This window comes from Bizionia sediminis (assembly GCF_042684585.1).
In the GTDB taxonomy this organism is placed as follows: Bacteria; Bacteroidota; Bacteroidia; order Flavobacteriales; family Flavobacteriaceae; genus Algorimicrobium; species Algorimicrobium sediminis.
In genome coordinates this window covers 21,626-40,852 of record NZ_JBHULS010000004.1, presented here as the reverse complement: position 1 = coordinate 40,852, position 19,227 = coordinate 21,626, and the positions used below count along the sequence as shown (strand labels likewise).

The 19,227-nt window shown below is 36.9% G+C and carries 20 protein-coding genes; 10 read left to right on the top strand and 10 right to left on the bottom strand.

Annotated elements, in window-relative coordinates:
* Positions 1-918, top strand: a complete 918-nt coding sequence (locus tag ACFSQP_RS09925; RefSeq protein ID WP_376893970.1) for a bifunctional metallophosphatase/5'-nucleotidase — start codon at positions 1-3, stop codon at positions 916-918.
* On the opposite strand, the gene ACFSQP_RS09920 is transcribed toward ACFSQP_RS09925, so the two are convergent.
* From ACFSQP_RS09920 to prmC, 4 genes are all read right to left on the bottom strand, one after another.
* The gene (locus ACFSQP_RS09920; RefSeq protein WP_376893968.1) at positions 908-1,663 is read right to left on the bottom strand and encodes a hypothetical protein; all 756 of its coding nucleotides are present in this window, start codon (positions 1,661-1,663) and stop codon (positions 908-910) included. The two genes, ACFSQP_RS09925 and ACFSQP_RS09920, sit on opposite strands and share 11 nt — an antisense overlap.
* A 145-nt stretch (positions 1,664-1,808) precedes the next feature.
* Complete coding sequence (locus ACFSQP_RS09915) at positions 1,809-2,537, bottom strand: hypothetical protein (RefSeq protein WP_376893966.1); 729 nt, start codon at positions 2,535-2,537, stop codon at positions 1,809-1,811.
* A 93-nt stretch (positions 2,538-2,630) separates the two neighbouring features.
* Complete coding sequence (gene ligA, locus ACFSQP_RS09910; RefSeq protein WP_376893964.1) at positions 2,631-4,625, bottom strand: NAD-dependent DNA ligase LigA; 1,995 nt, start codon at positions 4,623-4,625, stop codon at positions 2,631-2,633.
* 5 nt (positions 4,626-4,630) lie between these two features.
* Positions 4,631-5,497 carry a peptide chain release factor N(5)-glutamine methyltransferase gene (prmC, locus tag ACFSQP_RS09905; protein ID WP_376893962.1) on the bottom strand — a complete coding sequence of 289 codons (867 nt, stop codon included), beginning with the start codon at positions 5,495-5,497 and terminating at the stop codon, positions 4,631-4,633.
* A 159-nt stretch (positions 5,498-5,656) separates the two neighbouring features.
* Here prmC and ribD point away from each other — a divergent pair, with 159 nt between their 5' ends.
* The 4 genes from ribD to ACFSQP_RS09885 are packed head-to-tail and all read left to right on the top strand — an operon-like array spanning position 5,657 to position 8,757.
* On the top strand, positions 5,657-6,670 hold the full coding sequence (gene ribD / locus ACFSQP_RS09900; RefSeq protein WP_376893960.1) for a bifunctional diaminohydroxyphosphoribosylaminopyrimidine deaminase/5-amino-6-(5-phosphoribosylamino)uracil reductase RibD: 1,014 nt from the start codon (positions 5,657-5,659) through the stop codon (positions 6,668-6,670).
* The gene (locus ACFSQP_RS09895) at positions 6,667-7,278 is read left to right on the top strand and encodes an HAD family hydrolase (RefSeq protein WP_376893958.1); all 612 of its coding nucleotides are present in this window, start codon (positions 6,667-6,669) and stop codon (positions 7,276-7,278) included. The genes ribD and ACFSQP_RS09895 overlap by 4 nt, the downstream gene beginning before the upstream one ends.
* The gene (locus ACFSQP_RS09890; RefSeq protein ID WP_376893956.1) at positions 7,275-8,138 is read left to right on the top strand and encodes an EamA family transporter; all 864 of its coding nucleotides are present in this window, start codon (positions 7,275-7,277) and stop codon (positions 8,136-8,138) included. Before ACFSQP_RS09895 ends, ACFSQP_RS09890 begins: the two co-directional genes overlap by 4 nt.
* A gap of 1 nt (position 8,139) precedes the next feature.
* On the top strand, positions 8,140-8,757 hold the full coding sequence (locus ACFSQP_RS09885) for an IMPACT family protein (RefSeq protein WP_376893954.1): 618 nt from the start codon (positions 8,140-8,142) through the stop codon (positions 8,755-8,757).
* Here the strand turns inward: ACFSQP_RS09885 and ACFSQP_RS09880 are convergent.
* Positions 8,741-9,157 (bottom strand): acyl-CoA thioesterase, encoded by a 417-nt coding sequence (locus ACFSQP_RS09880; protein WP_376893952.1) that lies wholly within the window; start codon positions 9,155-9,157, stop codon positions 8,741-8,743. The genes ACFSQP_RS09885 and ACFSQP_RS09880 overlap by 17 nt on opposite strands.
* Positions 9,158-9,333: 176 nt before the next feature.
* On the opposite strand from ACFSQP_RS09880, the gene dnaA reads away from it, so the two are divergent.
* From dnaA to ACFSQP_RS09860, 4 genes are all read left to right on the top strand, one after another.
* On the top strand, positions 9,334-10,764 hold the full coding sequence (gene dnaA, locus ACFSQP_RS09875) for a chromosomal replication initiator protein DnaA (RefSeq protein WP_376893950.1): 1,431 nt from the start codon (positions 9,334-9,336) through the stop codon (positions 10,762-10,764).
* Between the two features lie 22 nt (positions 10,765-10,786).
* Positions 10,787-11,254, top strand: a complete 468-nt coding sequence (locus tag ACFSQP_RS09870) for a low molecular weight protein-tyrosine-phosphatase (RefSeq protein ID WP_376893948.1) — start codon at positions 10,787-10,789, stop codon at positions 11,252-11,254.
* 168 nt (positions 11,255-11,422) lie between these two features.
* On the top strand, positions 11,423-12,826 hold the full coding sequence (locus ACFSQP_RS09865) for a PQQ-dependent sugar dehydrogenase (protein WP_376893946.1): 1,404 nt from the start codon (positions 11,423-11,425) through the stop codon (positions 12,824-12,826).
* On the top strand, positions 12,826-13,542 hold the full coding sequence (locus tag ACFSQP_RS09860; RefSeq protein WP_376893944.1) for an SAM-dependent methyltransferase: 717 nt from the start codon (positions 12,826-12,828) through the stop codon (positions 13,540-13,542). Before ACFSQP_RS09865 ends, ACFSQP_RS09860 begins: the two co-directional genes overlap by 1 nt.
* 2 nt (positions 13,543-13,544) lie before the next feature.
* Here the strand turns inward: ACFSQP_RS09860 and ACFSQP_RS09855 are convergent, their stop codons facing one another.
* The 5 genes from ACFSQP_RS09855 to dapF all read right to left on the bottom strand — a co-directional run bounded on the left by ACFSQP_RS09855 (position 13,545) and on the right by dapF (position 17,576).
* Positions 13,545-14,210, bottom strand: a complete 666-nt coding sequence (locus ACFSQP_RS09855; protein ID WP_376893942.1) for a peptidoglycan-binding protein LysM — start codon at positions 14,208-14,210, stop codon at positions 13,545-13,547.
* A gap of 109 nt (positions 14,211-14,319) precedes the next feature.
* Complete coding sequence (locus ACFSQP_RS09850) at positions 14,320-15,228, bottom strand: DUF2279 domain-containing protein (protein WP_376893940.1); 909 nt, start codon at positions 15,226-15,228, stop codon at positions 14,320-14,322.
* A gap of 3 nt (positions 15,229-15,231) precedes the next feature.
* A complete protein-coding gene (mltG, locus tag ACFSQP_RS09845) occupies positions 15,232-16,275 on the bottom strand; it encodes an endolytic transglycosylase MltG (protein ID WP_376893938.1) in 1,044 nt (347 codons plus the stop codon).
* Positions 16,276-16,278: 3 nt separating this feature from the next.
* Positions 16,279-16,803: a GNAT family N-acetyltransferase gene (locus ACFSQP_RS09840; RefSeq protein ID WP_376893936.1), complete on the bottom strand. Its 525-nt coding sequence runs from the start codon at positions 16,801-16,803 to the stop codon at positions 16,279-16,281.
* Positions 16,797-17,576, bottom strand: a complete 780-nt coding sequence (dapF, locus tag ACFSQP_RS09835; protein WP_376893934.1) for a diaminopimelate epimerase — start codon at positions 17,574-17,576, stop codon at positions 16,797-16,799. The genes ACFSQP_RS09840 and dapF overlap by 7 nt, the downstream gene beginning before the upstream one ends.
* Before the next feature lie 145 nt (positions 17,577-17,721).
* Between dapF and ACFSQP_RS09830 the strand changes: the two genes are divergently transcribed.
* Entirely contained in the window at positions 17,722-19,146 is a 1,425-nt protein-coding gene (locus ACFSQP_RS09830; RefSeq protein ID WP_376893932.1) for a trypsin-like peptidase domain-containing protein, read from the top strand.
* The last annotated feature ends 81 nt before the right edge of the window (positions 19,147-19,227 follow it).

The following is a 19,227-nucleotide window of genomic DNA, read 5'->3' as shown; positions in this document are numbered from 1 at the left end:
ATGAAACGCCGAATATTTATAAAACAAACAGCGGCCACCAGTGCCTTTTTAGGCATGGGTGGTTTAAGCTTAAACGCTTTTTCGCCTGCCAATAGCACCAAGAAAATTACCATATTACACACCAACGATGTTCATAGTCATATTGATCCCTTTGGACCCAAGGACGGTAGAAACCCAAACAAAGGCGGCGTGGCAAGGCGGGCAACATTAATTGATAGTATACGGCAAGAAAACCCCAATACCCTTCTTTTGGATGCAGGTGATATTTTTCAAGGTACGCCCTATTTTAACTACTATGGTGGCGAATTGGAGTTTAAATTAATGAGCAAATTAAAATACGATGCGGCAACCATTGGTAACCATGAATTTGATAACGGACTAGAAGGTATTTTAGCACAACTACCCCATGCTCAATTTTCATTCTTATCTGCTAATTACGATTTTTCTAACACCATTTTAGAGGGCCACATTAAACCCTACCAAGTTTTCGAAAAAGACGGTATTAGAATAGGCGTTTTTGGGCTTGGTGTCGAGTTGGATGGCTTGGTGGACAAAAACATGTACAAAGAAACCAAATACTACGACCCGGTTGAAATTAGCCAGGATATAACCCGCATTTTAAAGGATGAGGAACAATGCCATTTGGTTATTTGCTTATCGCATATTGGTTATTACTACAAAAAAAATCCTTCCAAAATTTGCGATTTAACACTAGCGGCTAAAACAAAAAACATCGACTTAATTATTGGAGGGCACACGCACACCTTTCTAGACAAACCAACTGTGGTTAAAAATAGTGAGAACAAAAACGTATTGGTTAATCAAGTGGGCTGCTTTGGCTTAAACCTAGGAAGAATAGATTTTTATTTTAAAAATACACGTTTGGAAAGCAGTGAAGGTGCTGCCATTATTGTTTAAAAACCATTTTATTGGGATGTTGTCCGTTTTTTAGTAACGACGCTTTTTTGGTCTCTTGGGCATACTGCACACTCACTTTAAACAAGAAAAACAACCCAACAACCTGCAGCACCGTATTAAGTACCTCAAGAATCCAATGGCTTACAAAAAAATTGTGTACATAAAAAAACGTGTCGGCAAAGGCAAAACATAGCGCTGCTATTAAAAATAAAATAGATCGGCTGGTTTGTTTACTAATAAAGTTGGCAAAGGCTATAATGGCCAGCAACAATACGGTAATACTTTTTCCTAAAATTAATAGGAAAGCTTTGGACTGCCATACATCTACTTGAAGTAGGGATATAAACCCAAACAAAAGATACACACCAATTCCAAAAAGCAGCAGCAAGCAAATAGCTATTACCTTATCCAAATTACGCAAAGCCATTCTGGTAACTACAGCTGTTATTAAACTAACAAAACTAATGGTATAACATATTTTAGCTAAACCTATTAACAGCGGCGAGGTAGCCAAAGCCGATAAAAAATCGGCCAGAAAAAAAGAAATCAGAAAAACAACCATCACCGGTTTTGTTTGCTTATTCTTTAACAAATAGCACATAAAAAGAAATGGTATAAATAAGGGCTTGGTTACTTGTAGCAATACATGATGGTTGCTTAAAATAGCCAAAACATGCACGGCTATAAGAACAAACAGGACAAGTAATACGTTCCTGTTATAACTAATTTTGAGATAGTTTCTCACAGTAGATAGATAAGTAGGTTGCGACAAATATAAACAAAAAAATGAATTTCATCGTTAAATATTAGCTTTTTATCGACTAATTGACGGTATTTAACGAAATATTAGTGTGTACAGAAAAGGTAACTAGATTCCTTACAGGAAAAACTTAAACAAAAAGCTCTACCTTTTCATTTTTAACTTTCGATTGCACATAAAAGAAGCAGAAAGCCATTAAAAACAAGAGCGTTTGAACAATATTAAGCACACCCTGCTCTTCGGCAACATAGTAATATGCAATTTGAATTACCTCGGAAAAAACAATACAAATAGACCCAAAGAACAAAAAAAGTGTTTTTTTGTTATCGTTGTAGAAGTAACTAATTAACGATATAGATAGCAATAACAACATAATTATATTGTAAACCAGTTCTACCATAATAAAGAGTTCGGCTCCTTTTGGAAAACTAGGAAACACAATGGTTAACAACACATAAACAATGTAAATATTGAGTGCCATTAAAATGAGTATGTGAACAATATAATTTTTTAATGCTTTCCGAAAGTTTATGGTTTTAGACACCTCTATAATCAGAAAAACATAGGAGAGCATGTAAAATAGATTACCTATTACATACACAGCATCCAGATTAATTTGAGGTGCTTTTAGTGAAAAGTATTCTACAAAAACAAACAATTCTGCAGCAGAAAATGCTATTAAAAAAAGTGAAAAATATCTGGTTTTTTTCTCTACATTAATAAAATACATTAAAGCAAAAAGAGGCGCTATTAGGGCTTTGCTTAAACCAGAAAGTTCTGTTTTGCCATTTATTTGCAGTAATGTAAAAATAACACAAAAGGCAATAATAAAAAATATAAGAATATCCGTTTTTTTCATCAATTCACGTACGTATTGGATGTCAAATATAAACAATTTAAGTAATTAACCGAATAAATACAACACTTAATCGGAAAATTATCCGACACAAAATTATGGTAACATTTTCAAAAAATCGTCTTCCGTTAGTATGGGCACCTGTAACTGTTGGGCTTTCTCTTTTTTACTCGGTCCCATTTTATCGCCTGCCACCACAAAATTAGTTTTAGAAGAAATGGACGAGGCTACTTTTCCGCCGTTATTTTCAATAAGTGTTTTTAATTCATTTCGTGTAACTTTATAGAATACACCCGAAACCACGAAACTTTGCCCAGCCAAAACATTGGTTTGGTTTGCGCGTTTTTCCGCCGAAATTTCCATTTGAACACCAAATGTACTTAACCTTTCAACAATGTTATTATTTATGTCTTCTGCAAAAAAGCTTGTTACACTCTCGGCTATTCGGTTACCAATTTCGTCCACCGCCATAAGTTCTTCTACAGAAGCCTTCTTTAAAGCAGTAATCGATTTAAAATGATTTGCTAATTTTTTAGCAACAGTTTCGCCCACATAACGAATACCCAAAGCAAACAAAACACGCTCAAACGGAATGTGTTTGCTGGCTTCAATACCGTTAATTAAATTTTCGGCACTTTTTTGTGCCATACGTTCTAAAGGTAGGACGTCTGCTATGGTTAATTCATACAAATCGGAATAATTAGAAATAAGTCCCGCGTTTACTAAAAGCGCAACAGTTTCGCCTCCCAACCCTTCAATATCCATGGCTTTCCTGCTTATAAAATGCTGGATACGACCAATAATTTGGGGATTACAACCAGTATCATTTGGGCAGTAATGCTGTGCTTCGCTTTCTTTTCTTACCAATGGTGTTTGACATTCTGGGCAATGTGTGGCGTACACTGTGGGCTTGGAGTTTTGGGGACGTTGGGTGACATCTACGGCAATAATTTTTGGTATTATTTCGCCACCTTTTTCAACAAAAACAACATCGCCTTCCCTAATGTCTAACTTTTCTATTTGGTCGGCATTATGCAATGAGGCCCGTTTTACCGTGGTTCCTGCCAACTCCACTGGCTGCAAATTAGCCACCGGCGTAATGGCCCCAGTTCGGCCAACTTGATAGGTAATTTTATTTAATCGTGTAGCTACTTGCTCTGCTTTAAACTTATAAGCAATTGCCCACCGTGGCGCCTTGGCTGTATAGCCCAACTCCTCTTGATGCTGCAAACTGTTAACCTTTATAACCACGCCATCTGTTTCGTATGGCAACTGGTGTCTATGCGTATCCCAGTAGGCTATAAAATCTAAAACTTGGGCAATATTGCTTGCTTTTTTCGCAATTTCTGGAACTTTAAATCCCCATTCGCGCGCCTTGTTTAAACTTTCCATTTGCGTTTGAATGTTTAAATTCTGCCCTGTTAGGTTATACAGCAAGCATTCCAAGGGGCGTTTGGCAACCTCTGCACTATCTTGCAGTTTTAATGTTCCAGAGGCTGTGTTGCGCGGATTCCTATATGGTTCTTCACCTTGCGCTACACGCGCTTCATTTAATTTTATAAATCCGTCGAAAGGCAAAACAATTTCACCCCGAATATCAAATTTTTCGGGGTAATTGCCGCGTAATTGCAAAGGAACAGATTTAATGGTTTTAACATTGGCAGTTACATCGTCTCCTTGAAAACCGTCGCCCCTTGTAACGGCTTTATGCAACTTTCCGTTAAGGTACGTAATGCTAATAGAGGCGCCATCGTATTTTAGCTCGCAGGTATATTCAATAGGACCATCAATAGCTTTTTTAAGGCGCGTTTCCCAATCCAATAAATCTTCTTTAGAATAGGAATTATCTAAAGAATACATGCGGTGTTCATGCACCACTGTTTCAAAATTTTTAGTTATTTCACCACCCACTCGGTTAGTTGGTGACGTTGGATTGAAAAATTCTGGATGTTTAGATTCTAATGCCTGAAGCTGTTTAAGTTTGGCATCAAATTCAAAATCCGAAATTGTAGGATTGTCCATTACATAATATGCGTAATTATGTTGGCGTAATTCTTCGCGAATGGCTTCTATTTGCTCTTGTATTGTCATATAAATTAACGTATTCCTTTTAGCATCCGTTGTTTGCCAAAAATATCTGTTTTAAGTTCAACTTGTTTAAAACCGTAATTATTTAGCAGATTTACCATATCTGTAGCAAGATATTCATTAATTTCAAAAAATAGATGACCTTGCGGTTTTAATACCTGCTTGGCATGCTGCACAATGGCCTCGTAAAAAACTAATGGCTTATTATTACTTACAAATAAGGCCTGATGGGGCTCATAATTTAAAACATTATTCCTCATGTAAGCTTTTTCCAATTGGCGTACATAAGGTGGATTAGAAACAACCACATCAAAAAAGCCATTTTTAGTTTCTAACCATGGCTGGTGCAACTGCAGAATATCCGCTTCTACAAACACCACTGGCGCCTTATTTATTTGCGCATTTACACGAGCAACCTCCAATGCTTTTTTACTAATATCCACAGCATAAACTTCGGCCTGCGGAAGTTGTGTTGCTAAACTAATGGCTATACAGCCTGAACCAGTGCCCACATCCAGCACACGCAAAGGTGTTTGGGTGGCGAGGCCTTCGGTTTTTAAAACCCAAGCCACCAGCTCTTCTGTTTCTGGTCTGGGAATTAATGTGTCTTTGGTTACTTTAAATTGCAATCCAAAAAAGGCAGTTTCGCCTATTATATATTGAATGGGTTCTTCCTGTTTTAAGCGACTTAAAGCTTCAAATAATGGTTGTTCCTCTTGTTTGGTAACAGCAAGTTGTGGTTCTAAAACCAAGGTAATTCGGTTTAAATCGAGGTAGTGCTGAATAAGTAAATTAAAAAAACTACCTACCTCCTCCGAACCATAAATAGCATCTAATTCTTGATGAAAAATATGTTCAATATCTTTTAATATCACAACATCTGTTTGTTTTAGTATTTTAAAAAGCTAACATGCCGCATAAAAACCGGTTTAATTGCAAAAAGCAGTTGCATTAGGAACGAACGCAATATATTCCGAACCAATAACTACCGCCGCTTGTTAAATTATTATATTTTTATGCTTTGAAATTCTGGGATGAAGATACATGAAAAATATATAACACGATGCATTCAAATTGCAAAAAATGGTTTAGGTACAACAGCCCCAAACCCCATGGTTGGTGCGGTAATTGTTTATAAAAACCGTATTATAGGCGAGGGTTTTACCTGTCCGTTTGGCGGACCACATGCCGAGGTAAAAGCCATAGAATCGGTTCGGAATAAACGGCAATTAAGCCAAGCTACCTTATATGTTACTTTGGAGCCTTGCAGCCACTTTGGAAAAACCCCGCCTTGTACTAATTTAATTGTGGCGCATAATATTCCTCGTGTGGTAATTGGCACTATGGATACGCATAGTAAAGTGGCCGGTACTGGCATAAAAATGCTTCAAGAAGCGGGGTGCCAAGTTACACTTGGTGTTATGGAAACCGCCTGCCAATTGCACCACAAACGCTTTTTTACATTTCACAACTTAAAGCGACCTTATGTTATTTTAAAGTGGGCCGAAACAGCAGACGGCTATATAGCACCGAGCAGCAGGGATGCACAAAAACCAGTATGGATAACCAACCCGCTTTCCAGGCAAATAGTGCATAAATGGCGTACTGAAGAACAAGCTATTTTAGTGGGCACGCAAACAGTTTTAGCAGATAATCCCGTATTAACAGCTCGCACTTGGGCTGGTAAAAATCCAACTCGAGTGGTTTTAGATTTAAACCAAAAAATACCAAACCACTACGCCGTTTTTAACCAAGAAAGTCACACCCTAAAACTGACTAAAAAGGATATTAATCCTGAAAAACCTTTAGCCCAACAAATAGTTTCTATTTTACATGCGCACCACATACAGTCGGTTATTATTGAAGGCGGCACTAAAACTTTACAAACTTTTATTAACGAAAACTTATGGGACGAAGCACGTGTATTTACAGGTAGTACCACTTTTAAAACAGGCACAAAAGCACCCATTTTTAAATCAACACCAACTAAAGAAAAGGAAATAGGCATATTAAACGATAGGCTTTGCTACTACAAAAACCCACTATGATAACCACAATAATATTTGATTTTGGCGATGTATTTATCAATTTAGATAAAACAGGCGCTAGCATAAAGGCACTGGAATTTTTTAACATCACAGAATTTTCGCCAGAAATGATGGCCTGCAATGAAGCCTACGAAACCGGCAAAATAAGTACCGATGCCTTCTTAAATTTTTACCAAAAATTAGCTCCTAACGCTACTAAAAACCAGTTAATAACTATTTGGAATGCGCTTTTAAGGGACTTTCCGCCACACCGACTCGCATTTTTACAAAAGTTAGCAACACAAAATAATTACCAACTCATATTGTTAAGTAATACAAACGAACTTCATATAGATTGGATAAAGAAAAACGTGTCGTTTTACGAAACTTTCCAAGCTCAATTTCATCAATTTTACTTATCGCATATCATCGAATTACGGAAACCAAATGCCGATATTTATAAATTTGTATTGGACAGTAATAGGCTACAACCAGAAAATTGCCTTTTTATTGATGATACCAAGGAGAATATTGAAGCCGCTCACGCTTTGGGTATCCATACGTGGCATTTAAATCCTGAAAAACACGATGTTGTTAATTTATTCACCGCCAAAAAAGACTTGTTTTGATATATCTTTTGTTAAGTATTTTAGCCTCGACGGTCATTTTTATTCTTTTCAAACTTTTTGAAAAATATAAAATTAATACCCTACAAGCCATTGTAGTTAATTACATAACAGCCTGTACAACAGGCGTTTTAGCTTATTCAGAACCTGTTAATTTAGAATACATTGTGAGTTCCACTTGGTTTTATGGCGCTATTGCATTGGGTTTTTTATTTATTGCTATTTTTAATGTAATGGCTATAACATCGCAACGCGTGGGCTTATCGGTAGCTAGCGTTGCTACAAAAATGAGTGTTATTATTCCCGTTGTTTTTGGTATTTATGTTTACAATGAAAGCGCGGGCTTGTTTAAAATACTGGGTATTTTAGCTGCGTTAATAGCTGTATATTTAGCCTCTATAAAACCAGGAACACGCATAAAAAATAAGGGATATTATATATTTCCAATAATTATATTTTTGGGTTCGGGTATTATAGACACCGCCATAAAATATATAGAAACCACCTATTTGCCAGACAACGGCATACCTATTTTTTCCGCTACTATATTCTGTTTCGCTGCGGTTGTTGGTGTTTTGTTGTTAGTGTTGCAAAAAATTAGAGGCCAGTTTGTTTTTAACCCCAAAAGTATTGTTGGCGGTATGGCTTTAGGTTTGGTTAATTATGCCTCTATTTATTACATCTTAAAAGCACTAGACCACGAAAATTTAGAGAGTTCTACCATCTTTACCGTAAATAATGTAGCTATTATTTTATGTACATCGCTTTTGGGGCTACTTTTGTTTAAAGAAAAACTCTCCAGAAAAAACTGGCTAGGAATTTGTTTAGCTATGATTTCCATCTTACTAGTAACTGCCTTATAAAATGACGTTAACAGACACCTATAAAACCATTCAAAAAGCATCAGAACCTGTATTATTTAAAGATAAAAACAGTAAGTTTTTTGGTTATGCCTTTCCTGTAACCACAGAGGAAGCGGTTAAAGACAATTTAGATTATCTTAAAAAAAAACATCATACGGCAGGTCATTGGTGCTATGCTTACCAGTTAGGAACAGATCCAAAACAATTTCAATTTAGAGCCAACGACGATGGCGAACCAAACAATAGCGCTGGGATGCCTATTTATGGCCAAATACAATCGTTTCAACTTACAAACATACTTATTGTGGTGGTGCGTTATTTTGGTGGTGTTAAGTTGGGAGTTGGCGGCCTTATAAACGCGTATAAAACAACATCACAAATGGCTATTGAGGCCAGCAAAACTGTAACCCGAACCATAAAGAAACAATATCTTGTGACTTGCGATTATAAAAACCTCAACAAAGTCATGCGTATCATTAAAGAGAATAATTTAAAAATTACAGACCAAACCCTTGCATTGGACTGTCAAATTATCTTTTCTGTCCGTTTAAAAAATAGCGAATCTGTTGCAGCTAAATTTAAAACCATTTACGAAGTTTCCATTAAAGCTTTGAACTAAACGCTGCTATTTTTTCTTCAATATATTCCGGACAACGAATAGGCCGTTTGGTAGCAGCATTAACAAATGCTAAAATAGTGTTAGCTTCCACCAGAACAAGGCCATCGGAATTGCTAATTTTATAATCGAATTCCAACTTAACAGTAGGCATTTTTTTAAGGCTTGTTTTAACAGTTAATACCTCATCGTAATAAGCCGAATTTTTATATTGAAGCGCCATAGAAATTACAGGCAGCATAATACCGCTTAACTCCAACTCTTTGTAAGAAAGGCCCATTTCGCGAAGCCATTCGGTGCGTCCCATTTCCAGATATAACGGGTAATTAGCATGATGAACCACTCCCATTTGATCGGTTTCAGCATATCGAACACGCACTGGAATTTCATTAAAAAATAGCATCTGTTATAAATATTTTTTTGTAGATTAGTCGACCGTTACAACATGCGAAAAAATATCTTAACATTCAATAGTTTTACATTTTTTTTTTAAGATTTTTGTTCACATATTTGCCTAACGATAATCAGCTAGGAAATTCGTTCCTGTCATCTACTAACGCGTAAATTTTTTTTTCAATAATGAGTGTAACTGCACAAACGGTATGGGAAAATTGTCTGGAATTTATTAAAGATAATATACAACCGCAGGCATACAAAACCTGGTTTGAACCGATTGTTGCCGTTAAGTTTGCAGACAACGCTTTAAGCATTCAAGTACCAAGTAAATTTTTTTACGAATGGCTGGAAGAGCACTACGTTAAAATACTTAAAGTGGCCCTAACAAAACAGTTAGGTGAAAATGCCAAATTGGTATACATTATAAAAATGGAAAATACCTATGGCAACAAACAGCCTTTTACAGAACGTATTCCTAGTGCCAACCGCGCCTCTGCCGTAAAGGCTCAAGACGTGGACATTCCTATGAATAATAAAAATCGGGAACTTCGAAACCCGTTTGTTATTCCAGGTATTAGGAATGTAAAAATAGAATCGCAGTTAAACCCTAATTATAGTTTTGAAAACTTCTTGGAAGGCGACTCCAACAGACTGGCCAGAAGTGCCGGATTAGCAGTTGCTGCCAAACCTGGTGGTACGTCTTTTAATCCGCTACTAATTTTTGGTGGCGTAGGTTTGGGAAAAACGCATTTAGCGCACGCCATAGGAGTTGATATAAAAGACAAGTACCCAGAAAAAACGGTTTTGTACATTTCTGCGGAAAAATTTACACAACAATACATAGATGCGGTTAAAAAAAATAACCGAATCGATTTTATACACTTTTATCAAATTATTGATGTATTAATAATTGACGATGTTCAATTTTTATCCGGAAAATCGGGGACGCAAGATGTTTTCTTTCATATTTTTAATCACTTACATCAAAACGGTAAACAGGTAATTTTAACTAGCGATAAAGCACCTGTAGATATGCAAGACATTGAACAACGCTTGCTTTCTAGATTTAAATGGGGTTTATCGGCAGAATTGCAAAGCCCTGATTTTGAAACGCGTGTATCTATTTTAAAGAATAAACTTTACCGCGACGGCGTGGAAATGCCAGAAGAAATTGTAGAATATGTAGCAAAACATATTAAGTCGAATATCCGAGAATTAGAAGGTGCCATAATATCGTTAATTGCGCAGTCATCGTTTAACAAAAAAGAAATTACAACCGATTTAGCCAAACAAGTGGTTGAAAAATTTGTAAAAAATACCAAGCGCGAAGTATCCATAGACTATATTCAAAAAATTGTATCGGACTATTTTCAAATGGATGTGGATACCCTTCAATCCAAAACACGCAAAAGACACATTGTACAAGCCAGACAATTAGCTATGTTTTTTGCCAAAAAATACACAAAAGCCTCTTTGGCGAGTATTGGTTCACAAATAGGAAAACGCGACCACGCCACGGTATTGCACGCCTGTAAGACGGTCGATAATTTATCGGCAACCGATAAGCAGTTTAAAAAGTACGTTGAAGATTTAACCAAAAAACTATCCATTTAACGCTGGTTTTAAAATTCGTATAATGCAATCAAAACAAACTAAAATTCTTATGGTATGCTTGGGCAACATTTGTCGTTCGCCACTGGCTGAAGGCATTTTAAAATCGAAGTTACCAAGCACTAATTTTGTTGTGGATTCTGCAGGTACCGGCGATTATCATATAAATGAAGCGCCCGACCCGCGTTCTATTCAAGTAGCTAAAAAATATGGCATTGATATTTCGGAACAGCGCGGCAGACAGTTTAAGGTGTCTGACTTTAAAAACTTCGATTTTATATACGTTATGGACAGTGCTAATTACACGCATGTGGTAAACATGGCACCAAACCCGGAAGACGCTGAAAAAGTAACTTACATTCTTAACGAAGTTTATCCCAATCAGAACCACAGCGTTCCAGACCCGTATACAGGTGGCATACAAGGTTTTGAAAGTACTTTTAAAATGCTAGACGACGCTTGCAATCGGATAGCCGAAAAACTTCAGTCCTAACAGCGAAACATGTCTTTTACCCAGTTGTATTTGTAACTTATTAGTAAAACTTTTCAACTCCCCAATACCCTATAAAGCGCCTTTAAAACAACTGTTAAAATCTAATTACTTTAAAAAACATGTATTTACAAGTAGCTTTTTTGTAATTTGTAGCTAAAATTATAAATTATGAAACTAGTTACCATTATACTTATCCTTTGGAGTGGTTGTAACCTATTTGCGCAACAGCTAACATTTAACTTGCACGCCGCTGGTTTTAACAACCCGGTTGGTTTAAAACACGCTAACGATAATAGGTTGTTTGTTGTGGAAAAAGCCGGACTAATAAAAATTATAGATGCGCAACAAAACGTGTTAACGACACCGTTTTTAAACATAGATAATTTGGTTAGTAATAGTGGTGGCGAACGCGGTTTACTGGGTCTTGCCTTTCATCCAAACTATGCCAGCAACGGCTATTTTTACGTGAATTACATTAATAATTCGGGCAACACCGTAATCTCTCGATTTAGCACGAGTACTACCAATGCAAATGTTGCCACTGCTAATTCCGAACTTATTTTATTAACCATTAATCAACCATACGGTAACCATAATGGCGGCGATATGGCCTTTGGTCCAGATGGTTATTTATATATTGCTACGGGCGATGGTGGCTCTGGGGGCGATCCAGAAAACCGTTCGCAGGATCTTACCACCCTATTGGGCAAGTTACTTCGCATAGATGTTAACCAAGCAACTAATGGCAATAATTATGGTATTCCGCAAGACAACCCTTTTATTAATACACCCAATGCCTTAAATGAAATATGGGCTTATGGTTTACGAAATCCGTGGCGTTTTTCTTTCGACACTGTAAATAATACCATTTGGATTGCCGATGTTGGCCAAAATAATATTGAAGAAATAAATGCCGTAAACACCACCACTGCAGGTATTAATTATGGTTGGCGCTGTTACGAAGGAAATGCTCCTTACAACACATCTGGATGTCCTGACCCCAACACGCTTCAATTTCCGGTCGCCCAATACACCCATACAGGTAGCGGTAATTTTAAATGCTCCATTACTGGGGGCTATGTATACCGCGGAGCTGCCTTTCCTAATTTTATAGGGAAATATTTCTTTGCAGATTACTGTAGCGATGAAGTAGGCATTTTAAGTTTTGAGAACAACGCCTGGAATATGTCCTTTACACCGCCTTTAAACAATAAAGGATTTACCTCCTTTGGAGAGGATAGTGCGGGCGAATTGTATATTGTAGCCTCCTTAACTGGCGAAGTTTTTAAAATTACAGATGCTAATTTAAGTGTAGAAGAAACCAATAAAATTAACATACAACTATATCCAAATCCCGCAAAAACAGAAGTAAATGTGCGTGCCACAAACAGCTCAATTACTTTACAAAAAGTATTAGTATACAGCGCAGACGGCAAATACCTTGAAACAAATTGGGGAAAAAACAGTAGCTTAATAACTATAAATACCGCCAACCTAGCAAAGGGTTTGTATTTTCTAGAAATTTATGATAGTAACAATCGTATATTTACAAAAAAAATAGCCAAAAATTAATGAACGCCCAACTCGGAAAACTATATTTAATTCCAACAACATTAGGAAATACGAACCCATTAGATGTACTACCCATTACCGTAAAAAAAACCATTGAAAATCTTACAATTTTTATTGTAGAGAACGAAAAAACAGCTAGGCGGTTTATAAAACAAATAACACCCCATAAAAAGCAATCCGAACTGCGTTTATTTCTTCTCAATAAGTTTACCGATGAAGCCGTTATTCCAACGTTTTTAGAGCCATGCCTTAATGGGCAAAATGTTGGTTTATTATCTGAAGCGGGGTGCCCCGCAGTAGCCGATCCGGGTGCAGATGTTGTAAGCATAGCTCACAACCAACAAATACAAGTGGTGCCACTGGTAGGGCCATCGTCTATAATTATGGCTGTTATGGCTTCTGGTATGAATGGTCAGAGTTTTGCTTTTAATGGGTATTTACCAATAGACAAACAAGCACGTAAAGCAGAATTACAAAGATTGGAGCGTGTATCGCTTCAACAAAATCAATCGCAGTTGTTTATAGAAACTCCTTACCGAAACAATGCCATGCTTCAAGATATTTGTAAAGTTTTGCATCCAGACACACAGGTTTGTGTAGCCTGCGATATAACCTTACCAACCGAGTTTATAAAAACCCAATCGGTAACTTTATGGAAAAAAAACAGTGCAGACCTTCATAAAAGACCAGCACTGTTTATTATTCATAGAAGCTAATTTTAGGCTGTAAGCTTCACTTTTGCTTTTCGGTTAGCTTCCACCTTTGAAGTATCGTATCCAGAGAATTTCTTAATATAATACTGTATGGAGGTTCCGTAGGCATCCTTAAACCCATCCTGACCGTAACTTCGTAAGTATTTTTTTACATTACCGGGGCCCGCTAAATGTGCTGCTGCTAAAATTCCAGACTCGGTTATGCGCACACCATTTATTACTTTACCCTCAAAACGCTTAATATCTTTGCGTAAAATCCATTTGTTGCGCTGTGCGTTTGCTACAAAGGCCTTTTCTTGTAACTCCGGATTGTTAAGGAAATGTACTGGATTATGAATACCTATTAATTTTAGGGTTTCTTTTCCAAACTGGTATTTACCCAAATAACCATAGGTGTTAACTATAAAGTAGTCGCCTCTAGACTCCTTAAACGCTAAAGCCTCCTTAAAACCTACAAACGACTTTCCTAATTTAGGCGAAAAAGGTTTGTACACTTTCTCCGATGGCAGAAAATAATCGGTTGGAAGCTCTGAATCTTCCGACTCATTTAAAGCTATATCATTAACCTGATAATTGGTCGTTTCAATGCGCTTATTAGACGTAAAAGAACTAAAAATTAACACGCATATTACAAGCACTAGTACTAGGTAATTTAAGATACTTTTTCTCATGATGTATTGAATTTTTTACAGCCAATTGCCACAGGCATTGGGTGTAAAATTTCAGCGTGCAAATATACAACTTTTTTTTAATATCTGACAATTAATCGATTAAGTGGTTTTAAAAGTAGATTCCGTGTACCGAAAACCCATTTTTAGTATGAAACGCAAGTGCAGGAAATGGCACTTTTACGGCATTAAAAATTTCGAAAACAGATTTTAAAACGTGCGATTTTGTTTTAATCTTTGTCAAATCTACATCCAAACTTAAATAGAATTGACGCGCTTGTTGTTGGTTTAAAATGGTATGAGAATTTTTAACGTTGCTACCATTAAGCATACCATCCGCCCCGTAACCAAAAGCTATATTTAGCCATTTAGGCAGGCTCGTTATTTTTAAAAAGGCGTGTAAATTAAAACTCAACCAATAGGTTTGTCCGTTGTAATCCTTTAAAAACTCCTCGGTCCATCCATTTCCAAGTACATCTGGGCGTTGTTGTGCATAGCTTGTTCTGTGAAAACTATATTTCAATAAAATACGTTGCTCTTGCCAAAGGAGCTCTTGGCCTATAAACAAACCAGTACCAGCAGCGTTTGCAACCATATCGCCCCAAGAAAATCCCCACTCTTCAGAAAAGCCATCCAGGACTTCTACAGCAGTTAAAAATGTAAATCCTAATGTGCCGCCATAAAGTAACTGATTTGTTTTACTTACACCACTCCAATTTAAGGCACTCGCACCTAACCTACCCATTTGGTATGCCGTAAAAACATGACCCAGCTTATCCATTTGTAACCACTCCGCGTTATCGTTGTAAACGTGAAATTTAGATTGCGAATAATTGGCATACCACAACCGATTTAAAGCAACTAAAGCGCCTGCACCCAAAACAACTTCGGTTAGCGCAACCGCATTGCGCCGTGGCACATGTAGGGTATCGCTTGGCTTTAAAAAGGTATTAATTCCAGATTGTGAAAAACCATTTAACCCGCATAACAGGACAATAAAAAATGTACAAAAGGGCTTCAAATGCTATTTATAAATACCTTGTTTAGATAAGTAGGCATGGTACTCGCGCGCATTAGCATTATGCTGACGCAGCGTTTTTGCGAATTTATGATAGCCAATACGTTTGGCATCGGCAGCAAAATACAAATACGAATGCTTTTCGTAATTCAAAACCGCATCAATAGCCGAGATATCCGGCATGGATACCAATCCTGGTGGCAAACCACCGTACATATACGTATTGTAAGGCGAATCGATTTCCTTATGTTTATTTAATACGCGCTTAATGACTGTATTTTTATATTCAGGTAATTGATACGCCGCATATTTTAACGTAGGATCTGCTTGCAATGGCATATTAATTCGTAATCTATTTATGTAAACGCCGGCTACTCTTGGCTGTTCGTCTGCTTGTTTGGTCTCCTCATGAACAATAGACGCTAAAGTCATTACCTGATGTGGTGATAAATTTAAGGCCTTGGCTTTTTGCAATCTACTAGCTGTCCAAAAACGCTCATACTCTGTCTGCATACGTTCTCTAAATTGCTTGGCAGAGGTATTCCAAAAAAACTCGTAGCTATTGGGAATATACATAGCTAGGGCATTTAAAGCCGAAAAGTTATGTTGCTTCAAAAACAATGTATCGCGCATAGCCGCTACCAAGGCGGTACTGTCTGCTTCAATTTGCATGCTAATACGACCAGCCAAATCTTCTAACGTTGGCTGATTATTAAATGCCACCGTAATAGGTAAGTTCTTACTCCGAATACTATTAATAATCGCATTATTATTCATACCTTTTTTAATAGCAAAACGGCCCGCTTTTACGTTTGTAATATATTGCTTACGCTGTGCAAGCGCATCAAAGGATGCTATGTCTTTAAGCAGTGGTTTTAGCTGTTCCCTTACCTCTGAATAAGGCGCATTAGTAGGAACAAAAATATAGGCTTCCTCGTTATTAAAAGCGGTATTAGGCGCAAACATAGCATTGTAAACAAAATAGGCTAAGTAAGCTGCTACTACCAAACCGAGTAGCGCAATGGCTAAAAGTATTTTTTTTATGTACATTTTCTAATTTAAAATTCGTTGTAAAAGGTATTCGCTTTTAAAAGTACCATTGGCATAATTCCAATCTTTTTTAAGACCAACACTGGTAAACCCTTGTTGTTTAAATAAGTGTAAGCTGGCTGTATTACCAGCCTCGATATTACAAAATAATTGATGTAAATTTAAATGTGTTTTGGCATATTGCGTCACTAATTTCAGCGCTTCGGTGCCATAACCTGCATGCCGGTCTTTTTTATGGTATACTACAATACCCACACCGGCTCGTTTGTTTTTAAAATCGAAATCGAATAAATCTATTAATCCAACGGGTGCATGGTGTTTATTTACAATAACCAATCGGAGTTGCTTGGCATCGTAAATATCCAGATGTGCGTTTTCCAAATAGTTTTTTAGCACATACTTGGAGTAAGGGGTTTGGGTGCTGCTTAATTCCCAAATGGTTTCATCGTTTTCTATAGTAAAGATAAAATCCAAGTCTTCTGGTTCTAAAGCTCGTAAATAAATAAGGTTTCCTTGCAATGTTACCATGTTATGTTTCCTTTAAAAACCTGTGTAGCTGGTCCTGTTAACCAAATATTTTGGTAGCCTAATGCTGTTTTTGTAAAAGAAACCTCCAACCTACCGCCTTGGGTTTCCAAAGTAATAATGGTATTATTGGTTTCTTTAATGGCGTGCATGGCCAAAGCTACCGCTGTAACACCTGTACCACACGAAAGGGTTTCGTTCTCTACGCCGCGCTCGTATGTGCGAACAGCAAAACGGGTATCTGTTATTTTTTTAACAAAATTTACATTAGTACCAGTTTCATTGTAAGGTGCTCCATAACGAATGGCAGCGCCTTTGGAAACCACATCTAAATCTTCTAAATTAGAAACCATTTGTACATGGTGTGGCGACCCCGTATCTAAAAAAACAAAATTATCCTGTATGGTAACAGCAGTAACGTCTTGCATTTGTAATTTCACATGGGTCCCTTCAATATGCGCTTTATGCACACCATCTACAGCCAAAAAAGTAGCCTTATTTTTAATAACTCCTAAAAAATTAGCAAAAGCTACAGCGCAACGCCCACCGTTACCGCACATGGTACTTTCGTATCCATTGGCGTTGTAGTATACCATATTAAAATCGTATTCCGGATGGTTTTCCAATAAAATTAAACCATCGGCTCCTATGCCAAAACGTCTGTCGCATAAGCTTTTAATTAGTTTGGTATTATTTTTGCCGAAGCTATTTGTACGGTTATCTATAATAACAAAATCGTTGCCCGTTCCTTGATATTTATAAAATGAATTCGTCATGAACCAGCAAAGATATAAATTTAACGCGGTTTTTTTTCATGTTAAATACGCGTTAAATTGGACGTTAAAAATAGTTAAACGTGAAAAAGACACAGAATAAAAATTTAATTTTAGTTTAATAAAACAGTAAACACCCATACGTATTATGAGAAAACTTTTAACCCTCTTGTTCGTTTCTATTTTAGGTGGCGTTTTAACCTTAACTGCATACAAATTAGTTGAACAAAATGGCGCAACAAACCTGCCTATAGTTACCAACCCGGCCCAAAATGAAGCGGCCGCCTATTTTCCAACAAATTACACGCGTCCCGTTGCATTGGATTCGGCAATAGGTCCAAATTTTGTAGAAGCTGCTGAAGAAACAGTACACGCCGTGGTTCACGTTAAAAACACCAGTATTGTTTCGGCGCCCACAACCATGGAAGACTTATTTTTTGGCAGACGCTCTAAACAAGCACAAATTGGAACTGGTAGCGGCGTAATTATTAATAAAGATGGCTATATTATAACCAATAATCATGTAATTGATGGAGCCAAAGAAATTTCTATTACAACCAACGACAACAAAATTTATGCTGCAGAGCTAATAGGAACCGATCCTAAAACCGACATAGCCTTACTAAAAATTGAAGCTGAAACCGATTTACCTTTTGTAACATTTGGCGATTCGGATACGGCACAAGTTGGCGAGTGGGTTTTAGCCGTAGGAAACCCTTTTAATTTAACCTCAACCGTAACGGCTGGAATTATTTCGGCCAAGTCTCGCGATTTAACCGGACAAAGTTACCAGTCTTTTATTCAAACAGATGCTGCGGTTAATCCCGGTAATTCTGGTGGTGCTTTGGTAAATATTAATGGCGATTTAATAGGCATAAACACTGCCATTAGCTCACAAACCGGTTCATACATAGGCTATTCATTTGCGGTGCCAAGTAACATTGCACGTAAGGTGGTGGAAGATTTGTTGGAGTTTGGCAATGTGCAAAACGGTATATTAGGCGTGAGCGGTATTAGCCTTGGAGGAAAATCCGCTGAACAATTAAACGTAAACATTACGCAAGGATTTTATGTAAGCGATGTAGAAGCCAAATCCGGCGCAGACAAAGCAGGTATAAAAAAAGGCGATATTATAACTAAAATAGATAACGTTGAAATTAGCAAATTTGCAGACCTACGCGGTTATTTAAACACCAAACGACCAAACGATGTGGTAAGTGTATTAGTAGTTCGAGACGATAAAGAAAAATTACTTCCTGTTACTTTATCTAAATTTGAAATTTTAACAACCGAATTTTTAGATATTGAAGTAAAAAATATCACCGAAAGTATAAAAAAACATTACGGAATAGATTATGGCGTAATCGTTACCGACAGTGACAACTATTGGCTGTATCAAAAAATAGGCTTAAGTATAGGCTATATTATTACAGAAATTAACGATGTTCCTATAAAATCTATTGAAGATATTGCCACACTAAAAAGAAGATATGGTAACGCTTTAGACAAACATCTAGAAAAAATTAGCATTATTACCAAGCGTGGCCAAAAACAAAGTTTCATTTTTAGATAATAGAAATTTAAATATTTTAAAAATCCCTATTACAAAGCTTTAAGTAATAGGGATTTTTTATTGCACAAAACGCAATTTAAA